We start from the raw sequence: 13,605 nt of genomic DNA, 5'->3' as shown, positions 1-13,605 counted from the left end.
CCCCCTCAGCGCACCAGGCAGGGGCGCTTCGGGTCGAATTGCCAGTCCGGGACGAGGTAGCGCATGCCGACGGCGTCGTCGCGGGCGCCCAGGGCCTTCTCCCGGTAGAGCTCGTGGGCCGCGAGCAGGCGGTCCATGTCGAGGCGGACGCCCAGGCCGGGGGCGTCGGGGACGGCGATCTCGCCACCGACGATGCGCGGCGGCTCGACGGTGAGCCGTTCCAGGCCCTCCTGCCAGATCCAGTGCGTGTCGAGCGCGTTGTACGCGCCCGGCGCCGCCGCCCCGCAGTGCGTGACCATGGCGAGCGAGATGTCGAAGTGGTTGTTCGAGTGACAGCCCCAGGTCAGGCCCATGGCATTGCACAGCTGGGCCACCCGGACCGAGCCCTGCATGGTCCAGAAGTGCGGGTCGGCCAGCGGAATGGAGACGGACTGGAGGGCCAGGGCGTGCGTCAGCTGCCGCCAGTCGGTGGCGATCATGTTGGTCGCGGTCGGCAGTCCGGTGGCCCGGCGGAACTCGGCGAGGATCTCGCGCCCGGAGTAGCCGCCCTCGGCCCCGCAGGGGTCCTCCGCGTAGGCGAGCGTGCCGACCAGCGGCGCGCACAGCTCGACGGCCTCGCGCAGCGACCACGCGCCGTTGGGGTCCAGCGTGATCCGGGCCTCGGGGAAGCGGTCCTTGAGGGCCCGCACGGCCTTGACCTCCTCGGCGCCCTCCAGGACACCGCCCTTGAGCTTGAAGTCCCGGAAGCCGTACAGGTCGTACGCGGTCTCGGCCTGCCGGACGATCGCCTCGGGGGTGAGGGCCTCCTCGTGCCGGACGCGGTACCAGTCCACGTCGGACGAGGGCTCGCGGACGTAGTCCAGATCGGTGCGGCCCGGGTCGCCGACGTAGAAGAGGTAGCCCAGGACCCGTACGGAGTCGCGCTGCTGCCCGTCGCCGAGCAGCGCCGCGACCGGCACGTCCAGGTGCTGGCCCAGCAGGTCGAGCAGCGCCGACTCGACGGCGGTGACCGCGTGCACGGTGGTGCGCAGATCGAAGGTCTGGGCGCCGCGCCCGCCGGCGTCGCGGTCCGCGAAGCGGTTCCCGATCTCGCGCAGGACGCGCTTGTAGTCGCCGACCCCGGCACCGACGACGAGCGGTGCGGCATCGCGCAGCGTCTGTGTGATCTTCTCGCCGCCGGGCACCTCGCCGAGACCCGTACGGCCCTCGGAGTCCTTGAGGACGACCACGTTGCGGGTGAAGTAGGGGCCGTGGGCGCCCGACAGGTTCAGCTCCATGCAGTCCCGTCCGGCGACGGGATAGACGGAGAACTCGGTGACGGTCGGCTGCCGGCTCGTTCTCATCGGAATCCTTATATAAGGGGTGATACGGGCTGAGAGGGTAATAAGGGAGAGGTCAGAGGCTGAGCACGTCCAGCGCCCACTCGACGGCCAGGACACCGCCGAGGCCGAGCACCGCGAGCACCGTCGTGTAGGTGGTCCGGACCTTGATCGCGTCGATGACGGACAGGTTGAAGTACTCCTTGAACAGCCAGAAGCCGGGATCGTTGACGTGGGAGAAGGCGATCGAGCCGCAGGAGACGGCGAGCACCATCATCTCCGCGTGCGTCCCGCTTCCGGCCAGCAGCGGCAGCACCACGCCGGAGGCCGTGACCACGGCGACCGTGGCCGAGCCGAGCGCGATGCGCAGGATGACCGCGATCAGCCAGGCGAGGACGATCGGCGAGATCGACCAGTGCGCGGTGGCGTCCTTGATGTAGTCCGATATGCCGCCTTCGACCAGCACGTTCTTGAAGGCGCCACCCGCGCCGATGACCAGGAGGATCATCGCCATGGCCTTCGCGGCGGAGGTGCAGGAGGCGCTCACCTCGTCGAGACTGCGGCCGATCCGCGGTCCGAACGCCCACACGGCGAGGAGCAGGGTCAACAGGAGGGCGATCGGCGCCGAGCCGACGAACGCGACGAAGTGCAGGAAGGGCGTCTCGGCGGAGGTCGCGAGGTCCGTCACCGCGGCACCGGCGATCAGGACGACGGGGAACAGGGCCACGGACAGCGACCAGCCGAGGCCGGGCATCTCCCGGTCGGTGAACTCGCGCTCGCTGACCAGGCCCCGCGGGATCGCCGGGTCCATCGCCCGGATGAACGGCAGGCGCGGCCAGACGAGCGAGACGAGGGCGCCGGCCGGTACGGCGATGAACAGGCCGTAGAACAGGGTCAGCCCGATCGACGCGTGGAAGGCGGAGGCCACGGCGGTGGGACCGGGGTGCGGCGGCAGGAAGCTGTGCATGGTGGACAGCGCGATCGACATCGGCAGCCCGACCCAGAGCAGCTTCGCCCCGGTGACCCGCACCAGCGTGAACGCGATCGGCACGATGATGATGAACGCGACCTCGTAGAACATGGTCACGCCGATCAGCATCGAGGTGACCACCATGGCCACCTGGACCCAGCGCGGGCCGAACGCGTCGAGAAGCCGGCCGGCGATGCGCTGTGCGGCGCCGGAGTCGCCCATGACGCGGCCGACCATGGCGCCGAGCCCGATGGTGAGCATCGTGTCGCCGATCTGGCCCCCGATGCCGTCCGACAGGACGTCCGGGATCTTCTCCAGCGGGATGCCGCGGACGACGCCGACACCGACGGCCACGAGGAGGAGGGCGGCGAAGCCGTTCAGTCGCAGCTTCGTCATCAGGAGCAGCAGAATCAGCACGCTGATTCCGACTACGAGCAGAGGCATGAAGTCAGTTCCCCTTTGAACTGTGGGTCCGGCTGCCGGGCGGATCTGGGGGCGGCCCGGGTCCCGTCCGGGCCGCGCGCGGTCACCGGGCCGGTCGGCGCACCGCTCCGACGAGGTGGAGGCCGGCGTCGAGGATTCGCTGCAGCTCGGCGAGGTCGGCCGGGCCGGGGTCGTTGAGCGGCGCGCGCACGGCGCCGACCGGGAGGCCGCGCAGCCGGGCGGCGGCCTTGACGAGTGACACGGCGTACCCGGGCACGCGGTCGCGCAGTTCGACGAGCGGGATGTAGAAGTCGCGCAGCAGCTTGGTCAGGGTCGTCTCGTCGCCGTCCCGCAGAGCGGAGAAGAAGGCACCCGCGATCTCCGGTGCGAAGGCGTGCACCGCGGACGAGTAGGCGGGGACGCCGACGGTGGCGTACGCCCGGGCCTGGATCTCGGCGGTGGCCGCGCCGTTGAAGAAGAGGAAGCCGTCGGGGGCGGCGAGCGTCAGCCGCTGCAGCCGGTCGAGGTCGCAGTGCCCGTCCTTCAGGCCGATGACCGTCGGGATTCCGGCGATCCGGCGCAGGCCGTCGGGCGTGAAGGCGACCGGGCCGCGCTGGTACGCGATGAGCGGCAGCCGGGTGCCGGCGGCGATCCGGCGCAACTGCTCGACCAGGCCGTCCTGCGGGGCCTCGACCAGGTAGTGCGGGAGCACGAGCGCGGCGTCCGCGCCCGCCTCCTCGGCGATCTGGGCGAACCGCCGTGCCTGGGCCCACCCGTAGCCGATGCCGGCGACGACGGGGAGCCGGCCGTCGGCGACCTCGACCGTCGTCTCGATGACCGTGCGGTACTCGTCCTCGTCCAGCGCGCTGAACTCACCGGTCCCGCAGGCGGGGAACACCGCGCCCGGTCCGGCGGCCAACTGGTCCGTCAGATAGGCCCGGTACGCCTCCGGATCGAGCTCGCCGTCCTCCCGGAAGCTCGTGAGCGGGAAGGACAGCACCCCGCCCGCCATGCCGTCCCGCAGTCGCTGGGCCACGGCTTCGGCCTCCACGCTGAACCCTGTCATCTCTCATCCTCATATGCAGATGGCGTCCATGTATGAGAATGGAGGCTAGGTTCATGAACCACGAAGGTCAATGGGTGCGGCGACGCGGATTTACGATGGGGCCCATGCCGGAGAGCTCAGGGGTCCGCGGGGTGAAGTCGGCGGCCCGTACGGTCGCGTTGCTGGAGCTGCTGGCCGACCGTGGCGACCACCCCTCACGCCTGGACGAGCTGGCCGAGGAACTGGGCGTGCCGCGCAGCAGCATGTACCAGCTGCTCAGGACACTCGTCGACTGCGGCTGGGTGCGCACGGACACCACCGGATCCCTCTACGGCATCGGCATCCGGGCCCTGCTCACGGGCACCAGCTATCTGGACAGCGACCGCCGTGTGCGGATGGTCCGCCCCTATCTCGACGAGGCCTCGGACGCCCTCGGAGAAACCATCCACATGGCGCGGCTCGACGGCTCCGACGTCGTCTACCTCGCGACCCGCGAGTCCCACGAGTACCCGCGCACCATCAGCCGCGTCGGCCGGCGGATCCCCGCCCACGCGGGCGCCCTCGGCAAGGCGCTCCTCGCCGAACGCCCCGACGACGCGCTCCCCTTGCCCACCGGACCGCTGGCGGCCCTCACCGAGAACACCCGCACGGAGCGCACCGCGCTGCTCGCCGATCTCGCGGCGGTGCGCGAGCGCGGCCACTCCGTCGACCGGGAGGAGACCGTCCCCGGCATCGCGGGCTTCGGCTTCGCCCTGCGCTATGACACCCCGGCCGTCGACGCCATCAGCTGCTCGGTCCCCCTGGACCGGCTGACCGCGGACCACGAGGTCCGCGTCGTCTCCGTCATGGGGGAGATCCGCTCGAAGATCGAAGCACTGCTGCCGCCCGCTTCGGGGGCTCCGGACTGGCGGTGACCGGGCCGCCGCGGGCCCGGTCACCGATCGGCGCGCTCCCGGCGGGCGGCGGATCGTACGTCAGCGTGCCGAGGCCGCCCCGGAGGTGCCGGGACGCGAGCCGTACGCCGTCATGAAGCGGTCGCGGAAGGTGTCCATGCGCCACTCCGGGGCGTTCTTCGCCGGCTTGAGGCCGTCCGTCCAACCCCAGTCGGATATCCGGTCCAGGACCTTGGGGTCGTGCGCGACGATGGTGACGGGCACGTCGCGGCTCGAACTGCCGGCCGTGACGGTGGGGACGGGCTGGTGGTCGCCGAGGAAGACCAGCACGGTGTTCTTGTCGCCGTACCGCTCCACGTACTCGATGAGGCTGTGCAGCGAGTACTCGATGGCGTGCCGGTACTCGGTGCGCACGCTCTCGGGGTTCTTCCAGACCTCCTTGGGGTCCTTGCCCTCCTTCTTGATCTGCTCGAAGACCGATCCGTCGCCGAGGTCGTTCCAGTCGATCATGTGGGCGACCGGAGCCCAGGGGTTGTGGCTCGACGCCAGGATGATCTCCGCCATCATCGGCTTGCGGTCCTTCTTGCCGTGCTCCAGGCGCTCGAAGGCCTCCAGGCTGAACTGGTCCGGCACGGGCGTCCAGCTGAAGTACGGGCCGTGGTAGCCGAGATGCTCGGAGTCGTAGATGAGGTCGAGACCGAAGAACTTGCCCTCGGGCCACGCGCGGCGGACACCCGGCACGATGCCGACCGTGCGCCAGGCCCCGGACTTCTGGAAGTAGCTCGTCAGGGTGTACCGGTCGCTGGTGGTCAGACTCCGGTAGCGCTGCTGGTTCTTGATCCACAGGCCGGACAGGAAGGTGGAGTGCGCGAGCCAGCTCCCGGCGCCCGTGACCGGCGAGCGGAGCCAGGCGCTGCGCGAGGCGAACCCGGCCGACTTCAGCGACTTCGTCCCCTCGGACAGCACCGAGCCGACCTGGTCGGCCATCGCGGGGTCGTCGATCGCCGTGCGGCCGTAGCTCTCGATGAACGTGAACAGGACGTCCTTGCCCCGCAGTCCCGTCAGCAGCTGGTCGGGCGGTGTGTCGGCGAACGCGTCGACGGACGCCTGCTCGGCGAACACCTTCCCGTCGCGCAGGCCCGCCCGTACCTGGTGCACGCGGTTCTTCACCAGCTCCGCGTCGATCTGCGAGGCCACGGGTACGTCGGTGAACTGCACGCCGACCGTCACGCAGGTGATCCACGCGGTACCGAGAACGAGCACGGTGCGCGTGGCGACGGGGCGGTGACGGGCCATGAGATCGCTCAGGCGCACGACGGCGAGGGTCATGAGGGTGAGCAGGACGACGACGAGCGCGAGGACCGCGATCACGGCGACCACCTCGCCGGTCTTCCCGAAGGACTCCTTGACCCACTCGGCCGCGTCGTCGAAGAGGATCCAGTCCAGCACGAGGTCGAAGGGCCTCGCCAGCACCGAGTAGAAGCCCATGTCGACGAACTTCAGGATGGTCACCAGGCCGAGGAGCAGCCCGACCACGACCGCCGCGATCCGCCGGGGCCGCGGTGGCAGCACCAGCAGCAGACCGGCGAGCAGGACTCCCTCCACGGGGATCCGCAGGAAGGCGTCGGGCGCGAGGCGGTCGAGTTGGTTCGGCACGAGCAGGGCGAAGAGCACCAGGACTCCGGCCAGGGCCGTGGTGCCGACGGTCACGGCACGCGCCGCCCGCGGGTACTTGAGCCGCCAGCCCCACCGACCCGGCCGTCCTGAGGGGCCGTCGGCCTGCCCGGCGGAGGTGTCGGCAGCAGGTGCCTCGTCGGCCGCTGCGGGCGCGTCAGGCTCCTCGTCGGTCGCTCCGGGCACCTTCGGCTTCTCGCCGGTCGCTGCGGGCGTCTCGGGCTCCTCGTCGGTCAAGGTGTCCGTGTCCGGCGCCGTGTCCGCCTCCGCAACCGTGTCCGGCTCCGTGTCCCGCTCCGAGGTGCCGTCCGCATCCTTCGCGGTAGCCGTGTCCGCGCCTGCGTCGGCGTCCGCCTCCGAGCCGGAAACCCCGTCCTCCTCCGCGCGCACACCGGCGTCCGTGTCCGAGCCGGAAGCCCCGTCCGCGTCCGCGCCGGACGCACCGTCGCCGTCCGCGCGCGCCGCGACCTCCGTAGCGGCGTCCGTATCCGGTTCCGGTCCCGTGTCCGGCCGTTGCGGCAGTTGACGAGTGCGCGTGGAGTGCGACACGCCGAAGGTCCTTCCATGCGAAGCCCGGCGTCGACGCGGCAGACCGGGCTCGGGGCAGATCAGAGGCCGCGATCATGCGTACGTCCGGGGTTCACCTGGCGTTCAACCGGAAGGTCAATGCCGTGCAAAGACTCCGACGCGAGGTCAGTGGGCCGCTTCCACCGCGACCGACCGGGCCCAGCGGTAGTCCGCCTTGCCGCTGGGGGAGCGCTGGATGGTGTCCGCGAGCACGAGCTGCCGGGGGATCTTGTAGCCGGCCAGGCGGGTGCGGCAGTGCGTCTGGATGTCCTCCAGGGACGGCCGCGGCGCGCCCTCGCGGAGCTGGACGACGGCGGCCACGTGGTTGCCCCACTTCTCGTCGGGAACGCCGGCGACCAGGGCGTCGTACACGTCCGGATGCGCCTTGAGCGCCTGCTCGACCTCCTCCGGATAGACCTTCTCGCCGCCGGTGTTGATGCACTGCGAGCCGCGCCCGAGGACGGTGACGATGCCCTCCTCGTCGACCGTGGCCATGTCGCCGAGCAGCACCCAGCGCTCGTCGCCCCGCTGGAAGAAGGTCTCGGCGGTCTTCTTGGGGTCGTTGTAGTAGCCGAGGGGCACATGGCCGCGCTGGGCGATGCGGCCCGGCTCGCCGACGGCGACCGGCTCGTGGGTGACCGGGTCCACCACCTGCGTGCGGGAGTTGACCTGCACACGGAAGCCGCGCTTCGGGCCCGAGTCCGCCGTGGCAGTGCCGTTGAAGCCGGATTCCGAGGAGCCGAAGTTGTTGAGCAGCATCACGTTCGGGACGAGCGCCTGGAACTGTTCGCGCACCGTGTCCGACATGATGGCGCCGGAGGAGGAGACGCTGAACAGGGCGGAGCAGTCGGTGTCCTTCATGGGCCCGCTCAGCGCGTCGACGAGGGGCCGCAGCATCGCGTCGCCGACCAGCGACATGCTGGTGACCCGCTCCTTCTCGACGGTCCGCAGGACTTCCTCGGGCACGTACTTGCGGTGGAGCACGACGCGCTGGCCGAAGTTGAAGCCGATGAACGCGGTGAGTGTCGACGTCCCGTGCATCAGCGGGGGAGTGGGGAAGAAGGTGATCCCCTCGCCTCCGGCCGCGACCCGCTCGGCGAGTTCCTCCGGCCGCTTGACCGGCTCTCCCGTCGGGGCACCGCCGCCGAGCCCGGCGAAGAACAGGTCTTCCTGCCGCCACATCACGCCCTTGGGCATGCCGGTGGTGCCACCGGTGTAGATGATGAACTGGTCGTCCGCCGAGCGCGCCGGGAAGCCGCGGCCGGGGGAGCCCGCGGCCTCGGCGTCCTCGAACGCCACCGCGTCGAGCGCGGCGGCGCCGGGTGCCGGGTCCCCCACACGCACGAGGTGCCGCAGCGCAGGGGCGTGCGGCAGAGCGGCCGCCACCCGATCCGTGAACTCAGCGTCGAAGGCCAGGGCCGTCAGGTCGGCGTCCTGGTAGAGGTAGGCCAACTCCTCTTCCACATATCGGTAGTTGACGTTGACGGGGACGATCCGCGCCTTCAGACAGCCGAGCACGGTCTGGATGTACTCGACGCCGTTGTAGAGGTGGAGGCCGAGATGTTCACCGGGGCGCACGCCGCTGTCCGCGAGGTGGTGGGCGATCCGGTTCGCCGCCTCGTCCAGCCGCGCGTAGGTCAGCCGGCGCTCCGCACCCGTGCCCGGGTGGTCGACGTAGACGAGCGCCTCACGGTCCGGGACCACGTCGACGACCGACTCGAACAGGTCGGCAAGGTTGTACTCCACCGCTCCTCCTGACCCCGAACGTCCGTGGCTGCCCTCGGCTCGACGGTCATCAGAGCAAAGCCCGACCCAACTGTGAAGGGTCCCGGCGAAGAAATCTGACTGTCTGTCAGAAAACTCTTGTACTGACTCCGCGCCTCCTGCAACCTGTTCTCGTTCCTGAGACGGGAGGACGGCAATGGGTGGGACGGAACACCTCACCGTGCAGCGCGAAGGCGCCACACTGGTGCTCACGCTCAACAGGCCCGAGGCCAAGAACGCGCTCTCGCTGCCGATGCTGGTCGGCCTGTACGACGGCTGGCTGGAGGCCGACGCGGACGACGCGATCCGCTCGGTCGTGCTCACCGGGGCGGGCGGCGCCTTCTGCGCCGGGATGGACCTCAAGGCGCTGGCGGGCCGGGGGATGGAGGGCCAGGAGTACCGGGACCGGCTGAAGGCCGACCCCGATCTGCACTGGAAGGCGATGCTGCGTCACCACCGCCCCCGCAAGCCGGTGATCGCCGCCGTCGAAGGACACTGCGTCGCGGGCGGCACGGAGATCCTCCAGGGCACCGACATCCGCGTCGCGGGGGAGTCCGCGGCCTTCGGCCTCTTCGAGGTCAGGCGCGGGCTGTTCCCGATCGGCGGCTCGACGGTCCGGCTGCAACGCCAGATCCCGCGCACGCACGCCCTGGAGATGCTGCTCACCGGCCGCGCCTACCCGGCGCGCGAGGCCGCCGCCATCGGCCTGATCGGGCACGTCGTCCCCGACGGCACGGCTCTCGACAAGGCCCTGGAGATCGCCGAGCTCGTCAACGCCTGCGGCCCGCTCGCCGTCGAAGCCGTCAAGGCGTCGGTCTACGAGACCGCCGAGATGACCGAGACCGACGGTCTGGCCGCCGAACTCAAGCGCGGCTGGCCGGTGTTCGACACCGCCGACGCCAAGGAGGGCGCACGCGCCTTCGCCGAGAAACGTCCGCCCGTCTACCGGCGCGCCTGATCCCGCGGCTCCCGTCCGCGCGCCGCCCCCGAGGAACGGCACGGACAGGCACGACAGAGCCCGCACTCGGGCCCGAGACCCGGCCTCGGGGCACACCGCCCCGAAGCCCGGGCCCGCCCGGACCCGAATCCCCGCACCGGCGCGCCCCGGTCCTCGAAGCCCGTGACCGGGTCCGCCCGGCCCGGGCCCACGCGGCCGGCGCGCCCGACCTCCGAAGGAGACATCCGGGATGCCCGAAGTCCTCAAAGCCCCCCTCGTCGTCGAATTCCCCTTCACCCGCTCGCTCGGCCCCGTGCAGAGCGCCTTCCTCACCGGCCTGCGCGAGCGCGTCGTGCTCGGTGTACGGACCGCCGGCGGCCGCACACTGGTCCCGCCCGTCGAGTACGACCCGGTCACGGCCGAGGAGATCGGCGACCTCGTCGAGGTCGCCCCCACCGGCACGGTCACCACCTGGGCCTGGAACCACGAGCCCCGCCGTGGCCAGCCCCTCGACACACCCTTCGCCTGGGTGCTGGTCCGGCTCGACGGCGCCGACACCGCCCTGCTGCACGCCCTCGACGCCCCGGGCCCCGACACCGTACGCACCGGCATGCGCGTCCGTGTCCGCTGGGCCGCCGAACGCTCCGGTGCCATCACCGACATCGCCTGCTTCGAACCGTACGACGGCAGTGCCACGGGCGAGGAACCCGCCGTCCACAGCGGTGAGTTCGCGGACAAGGTGACCGGCATCGTCGCCCAGGCCCGCCTCGACTACGTCTACTCCCCAGGCCGGGCCCAGACCGGTTACATCCACGCCCTGTCCGGCCGGCGGACCGTCGGCGAACGATGCCCGTCGTGCCGCAAGGTCTACGTGCCGCCTCGCGGAGCGTGCCCCACCTGCGGAGTCGCCACCTCCGAGCAGGTCGAGGTCGGCCCCCGCGGCACCGTGACCACCTACTGCATCGTCAACATCAAGGCCAAGAACCTCGACATCGAAGTGCCCTACGTCTACGCGCACATCGCCCTCGACGGCGCCGACCTCGCCCTGCACGGCCGCATCGGCGGCATCCCCTACGACCAGGTGCGCATGGGCCTGCGCGTGGAGCCGGTGTGGACGCCGGGCGCCCGATACCCCGACCACTACCGGCCCACCGGCGAACCGGACGCGGACTACGAGACGTACAAGGAGCTGTTGTAGATGCGGCCCATCAGGGACATCGCCGTCGTCGCGTTCGCCCAGACCGACCACCGGCGCACCAGCGACGAGCTCTCCGAGGTGGAGATGCTCCTCCCGGTCCTGCACCAGGTGCTCGACGCGACGGGCCTGAAAGCCGGCGACATCGGCTTCACCTGCTCCGGCTCCTCCGACTACCTCGCGGGCCGCGCCTTCTCCTTCACCATGGCGCTCGACGGGGTCGGCGCCTGGCCCCCCATCTCCGAGTCGCACGTCGAGATGGACGGCGCCTGGGCCCTCTACGAGGCGTGGACCAAACTCCTCACCGGCGACGCCGACACCGCGCTCGTCTACGGGTACGGCAAGTCGTCCCCCGGCTCCGTGCGCGACGTCCTCACCCGTCAGCTCGACCCGTACTACCTGGCCCCGCTGTGGCCCGACTCCGTGGCCCTCGCCGCCCTCCAGGCGCAGGCGCTCATCGACGCGGGCGAGACCGACGAGCCCGCGCTCGCCGGGATCGCCGCCCGCAGCCGCGCCTCGGCGTCCGCCAACCCCCACGCCCAGCTGCGCGGTCCGGTGGACCACGGCGACCACCTCGTACGCCCCCTGCGCACCGGCGACTGCCCGCCGATCGGCGACGGGGCCGCCGCGGTGATCCTCGCGGCCGGCCAACGCGCCCGTGACCTGTGCGAGCGCCCCGCCTGGATCCGGGGCATCGACCACCGCATCGAGGCGCACGGCCTCGGCGTCCGCGATCTGACCGACTCGCCGTCCACGCGGCTGGCCGCCGAGCGGGCCGGCGCGTTCGAACGGCCCGTCGACACCGCCGAACTGCACGCCCCCTTCACCTCCCAGGAAGTGGTCCTGCGCAAGGCGCTGCGCCTCGACGACAGCGTCGACGTCAATCCGTCCGGGGGCGCGCTCGCCGCCAACCCGGTGATGGCGGCCGGACTCGTCCGCATCGGCGAGGCAGCCACCCGTATCCACCGCGGCGCCTCCGACCGGGCACTCGCCCACGCCACCTCAGGTCCCTGCCTCCAGCAGAACCTGGTCGCCGTACTCGAAGGGGACGCCCGATGAGCAAGGAGCCCGTGGCCGTCGTAGGCATCGGCCAGACCAAGCACGTGGCGGCCCGCAGGGACGTGTCCATCGCGGGCCTGGTCCGCGAGGCGGCCCGGCGGGCACTCGACGACGCCGGACTGACGTGGGCCGACATCGACGCCGTCGTCATCGGCAAGGCCCCCGACTTCTTCGAGGGCGTCATGATGCCGGAGCTCTACCTCGCCGACGCGCTCGGCGCGGTCGGCAAACCCATGCTCCGGGTGCACACGGCCGGCTCCGTCGGCGGTTCGACGGCTCTGGTCGCCACCAACCTCGTCGCGGGACGCGTCCACGGCACCGTCCTGACCCTCGCCTTCGAAAAACAGTCCGAGTCCAACGCGATGTGGGGCCTGTCCCTGCCCATCCCGTTCCAGCAACCGCTGCTCGCCGGGGCGGGCGGCTTCTTCGCGCCGCACGTACGCGCCTACATGCGGCGCACCGGCGCCCCCGACACGGTCGGCTCCCTCGTCGCCTACAAGGACCGCCGCAACGCGCTCAAGAACCCCTACGCCCACCTCCACGAACACGACATCACCCTGGAGAAGGTCCAGGCCTCGCCCATGCTGTGGGACCCGATCCGCTACTCGGAGACGTGCCCCTCCTCCGACGGTGCCTGCGCGATGATCCTCACCGACCGGGCGGGCGCGGCACGCTCCCCGAAGCCGCCCGCGTGGGTGCACGGCGGCGCGATGCGCAGCGAACCCACCCTCTTCGCGGGCAAGGACTTCGTCTCGCCGCAGGCCGGCAAGGACTGCGCGGCGGACGTATACCGGCAGGCGGGCATCGCGGATCCACGCCGTGACATCGACGCCGTGGAGATGTACGTGCCGTTCTCCTGGTACGAGCCCATGTGGCTGGAGAACCTCGGTTTCGCCGAGGAGGGCGAGGGCTGGAAGCTCACCGAGGCCGGGGTGACCGAACTCGACGGGGACCTGCCCGTCAACATGTCGGGCGGCGTCCTCTCCACCAATCCGATCGGCGCCTCCGGCATGATCCGGTTCGCCGAGGCCGCCCTCCAGGTGCGCGGACAGGCCGGAGAACACCAGGTCGACGGCGCTCGCAGGGCCCTCGGGCACGCCTATGGGGGCGGTTCCCAGTTCTTCTCCATGTGGCTGGTCGGCTCCGCACCGCCCACCTCCTGAATCCGTCCCCCTCACGTGGCCTGTCCGCCGCCCGGACCGATCGCTAGGCTGGCGGCGGACGACGAACCGGGAGGAGCACGGACGTGGCCGAAAGCACCATCGAGCAGCACCCGCTCGCGGGCTGGGACAAGCCGGAACTGGACCTCAGCAACGCCGAGTGGCAGTCCAGCAGCCGAGGGCGGGGAGACGTCCAGATCGCCTTTGTCGAGGGCTTCATCGCGATGCGCAACAGTGGCCGCCCGCAGAGCCCCTCGTTGATCTTCACGCCCGCGGAGTGGGGAGCGTTCGTTTCGGGAGCGCGCGAGGGGGAGTTCGACCTGACGTGAGCCGGCGCGTCACCCCGGGGTGGCGCGCCCGAAGGTGAATCCTTCTCCTTTTTCCGGACACTCGACCCACGACCCCTTCCTGGGGACCGGGCCTGCGTCAGGCTGGCCCCAGGAAGATCGAAAGTCTGTGCCGGAGGCGAGGATTCCATGAGCACCCTGCCGGTCATCGCGGCGGTCGACGGATCGGACGACAGCCTGCGCGCCCTGGAGTTGGCGTTCACCGCGGCCCGGACCCGCGAGGCGCCCCTGCGCGTGGTCCACGTGCGGCAG

12 protein-coding genes are annotated in these 13,605 nt (G+C 71.2%); 7 read left to right on the top strand and 5 right to left on the bottom strand.

The window, feature by feature from the left end; translation table 11 throughout:
• Positions 1–5 precede the first annotated feature (5 nt).
• The 3 genes from BKI49_RS01560 to BKI49_RS01550 all read right to left on the bottom strand — a co-directional run bounded on the left by BKI49_RS01560 (position 6) and on the right by BKI49_RS01550 (position 3,778).
• Positions 6–1,343, bottom strand: a complete 1,338-nt coding sequence (locus BKI49_RS01560; RefSeq protein ID WP_095932303.1) for an enolase C-terminal domain-like protein — start codon at positions 1,341–1,343, stop codon at positions 6–8.
• A gap of 52 nt (positions 1,344–1,395) precedes the next feature.
• Positions 1,396–2,733 carry a gluconate:H+ symporter gene (locus BKI49_RS01555; protein ID WP_095932302.1) on the bottom strand — a complete coding sequence of 446 codons (1,338 nt, stop codon included), beginning with the start codon at positions 2,731–2,733 and terminating at the stop codon, positions 1,396–1,398.
• Between the two features lie 82 nt (positions 2,734–2,815).
• Entirely contained in the window at positions 2,816–3,778 is a 963-nt protein-coding gene (locus BKI49_RS01550; protein ID WP_095932301.1) for a 5-dehydro-4-deoxyglucarate dehydratase, read from the bottom strand.
• Between the two features lie 104 nt (positions 3,779–3,882).
• Between BKI49_RS01550 and BKI49_RS01545 the strand changes: the two genes are divergently transcribed.
• Positions 3,883–4,671, top strand: coding sequence for an IclR family transcriptional regulator (locus tag BKI49_RS01545; RefSeq protein WP_095932402.1), 789 nt, complete (start codon positions 3,883–3,885; stop codon positions 4,669–4,671).
• Positions 4,672–4,731: 60 nt separating this feature from the next.
• Here the strand turns inward: BKI49_RS01545 and BKI49_RS01540 are convergent, their stop codons facing one another.
• Positions 4,732–6,873, bottom strand: coding sequence for an alkaline phosphatase family protein (locus BKI49_RS01540; protein ID WP_095932300.1), 2,142 nt, complete (start codon positions 6,871–6,873; stop codon positions 4,732–4,734).
• A gap of 144 nt (positions 6,874–7,017) precedes the next feature.
• Complete coding sequence (locus tag BKI49_RS01535) at positions 7,018–8,637, bottom strand: acyl-CoA synthetase (protein ID WP_095932299.1); 1,620 nt, start codon at positions 8,635–8,637, stop codon at positions 7,018–7,020.
• 175 nt (positions 8,638–8,812) lie between these two features.
• Between BKI49_RS01535 and BKI49_RS01530 the strand changes: the two genes are divergently transcribed.
• The 6 genes from BKI49_RS01530 to BKI49_RS36255 all read left to right on the top strand — a co-directional run.
• Positions 8,813–9,613, top strand: a complete 801-nt coding sequence (locus tag BKI49_RS01530) for a crotonase/enoyl-CoA hydratase family protein (RefSeq protein WP_095932298.1) — start codon at positions 8,813–8,815, stop codon at positions 9,611–9,613.
• Between the two features lie 229 nt (positions 9,614–9,842).
• A complete protein-coding gene (locus BKI49_RS01525; RefSeq protein WP_095932297.1) occupies positions 9,843–10,790 on the top strand; it encodes a Zn-ribbon domain-containing OB-fold protein in 948 nt (315 codons plus the stop codon).
• Positions 10,791–11,846: a thiolase domain-containing protein gene (locus tag BKI49_RS01520; protein ID WP_095932296.1), complete on the top strand. Its 1,056-nt coding sequence runs from the start codon at positions 10,791–10,793 to the stop codon at positions 11,844–11,846.
• A complete protein-coding gene (locus BKI49_RS01515) occupies positions 11,843–13,009 on the top strand; it encodes a thiolase domain-containing protein (protein ID WP_095932295.1) in 1,167 nt (388 codons plus the stop codon). The genes BKI49_RS01520 and BKI49_RS01515 overlap by 4 nt, the downstream gene beginning before the upstream one ends.
• 83 nt (positions 13,010–13,092) lie before the next feature.
• Positions 13,093–13,335 carry a DUF397 domain-containing protein gene (locus tag BKI49_RS01510; protein WP_028799506.1) on the top strand — a complete coding sequence of 81 codons (243 nt, stop codon included), beginning with the start codon at positions 13,093–13,095 and terminating at the stop codon, positions 13,333–13,335.
• 147 nt (positions 13,336–13,482) lie between these two features.
• The coding region (locus tag BKI49_RS36255; RefSeq protein WP_179332291.1) for a universal stress protein at positions 13,483–13,605 on the top strand (123 nt) is incomplete at its 3' end.

The sequence above is a fragment of the Streptomyces sp. Tue6028 genome, from assembly GCF_002300165.1.
Lineage (GTDB): Bacteria > Actinomycetota > Actinomycetes > Streptomycetales > Streptomycetaceae > Streptomyces > Streptomyces siamensis.
The sequence above is the reverse complement of the archived record's forward strand: the minus strand, read 5'-3'. Positions and strand labels throughout refer to the sequence as shown.

What these genes read in the sequence shown, in the direction of transcription:
- BKI49_RS01515 (WP_095932295.1), top strand. Translation starts at nt 11,843, where the DNA reads ATGAGCAAGGAGCCCGTGGCCGTCGTAGGCATCGGCCAGACCAAGCAC.
- BKI49_RS01525 (WP_095932297.1), top strand. Translation starts at nt 9,843, where the DNA reads ATGCCCGAAGTCCTCAAAGCCCCCCTCGTCGTCGAATTCCCCTTCACC.
- BKI49_RS01555 (WP_095932302.1), bottom strand. Translation starts at nt 2,733, where the DNA reads ATGCCTCTGCTCGTAGTCGGAATCAGCGTGCTGATTCTGCTGCTCCTG.
- BKI49_RS01550 (WP_095932301.1), bottom strand. Translation starts at nt 3,778, where the DNA reads ATGACAGGGTTCAGCGTGGAGGCCGAAGCCGTGGCCCAGCGACTGCGG.
- BKI49_RS01560 (WP_095932303.1), bottom strand. Translation starts at nt 1,343, where the DNA reads ATGAGAACGAGCCGGCAGCCGACCGTCACCGAGTTCTCCGTCTATCCC.
- BKI49_RS01530 (WP_095932298.1), top strand. Translation starts at nt 8,813, where the DNA reads ATGGGTGGGACGGAACACCTCACCGTGCAGCGCGAAGGCGCCACACTG.
- BKI49_RS01520 (WP_095932296.1), top strand. Translation starts at nt 10,791, where the DNA reads ATGCGGCCCATCAGGGACATCGCCGTCGTCGCGTTCGCCCAGACCGAC.
- BKI49_RS01545 (WP_095932402.1), top strand. Translation starts at nt 3,883, where the DNA reads ATGCCGGAGAGCTCAGGGGTCCGCGGGGTGAAGTCGGCGGCCCGTACG.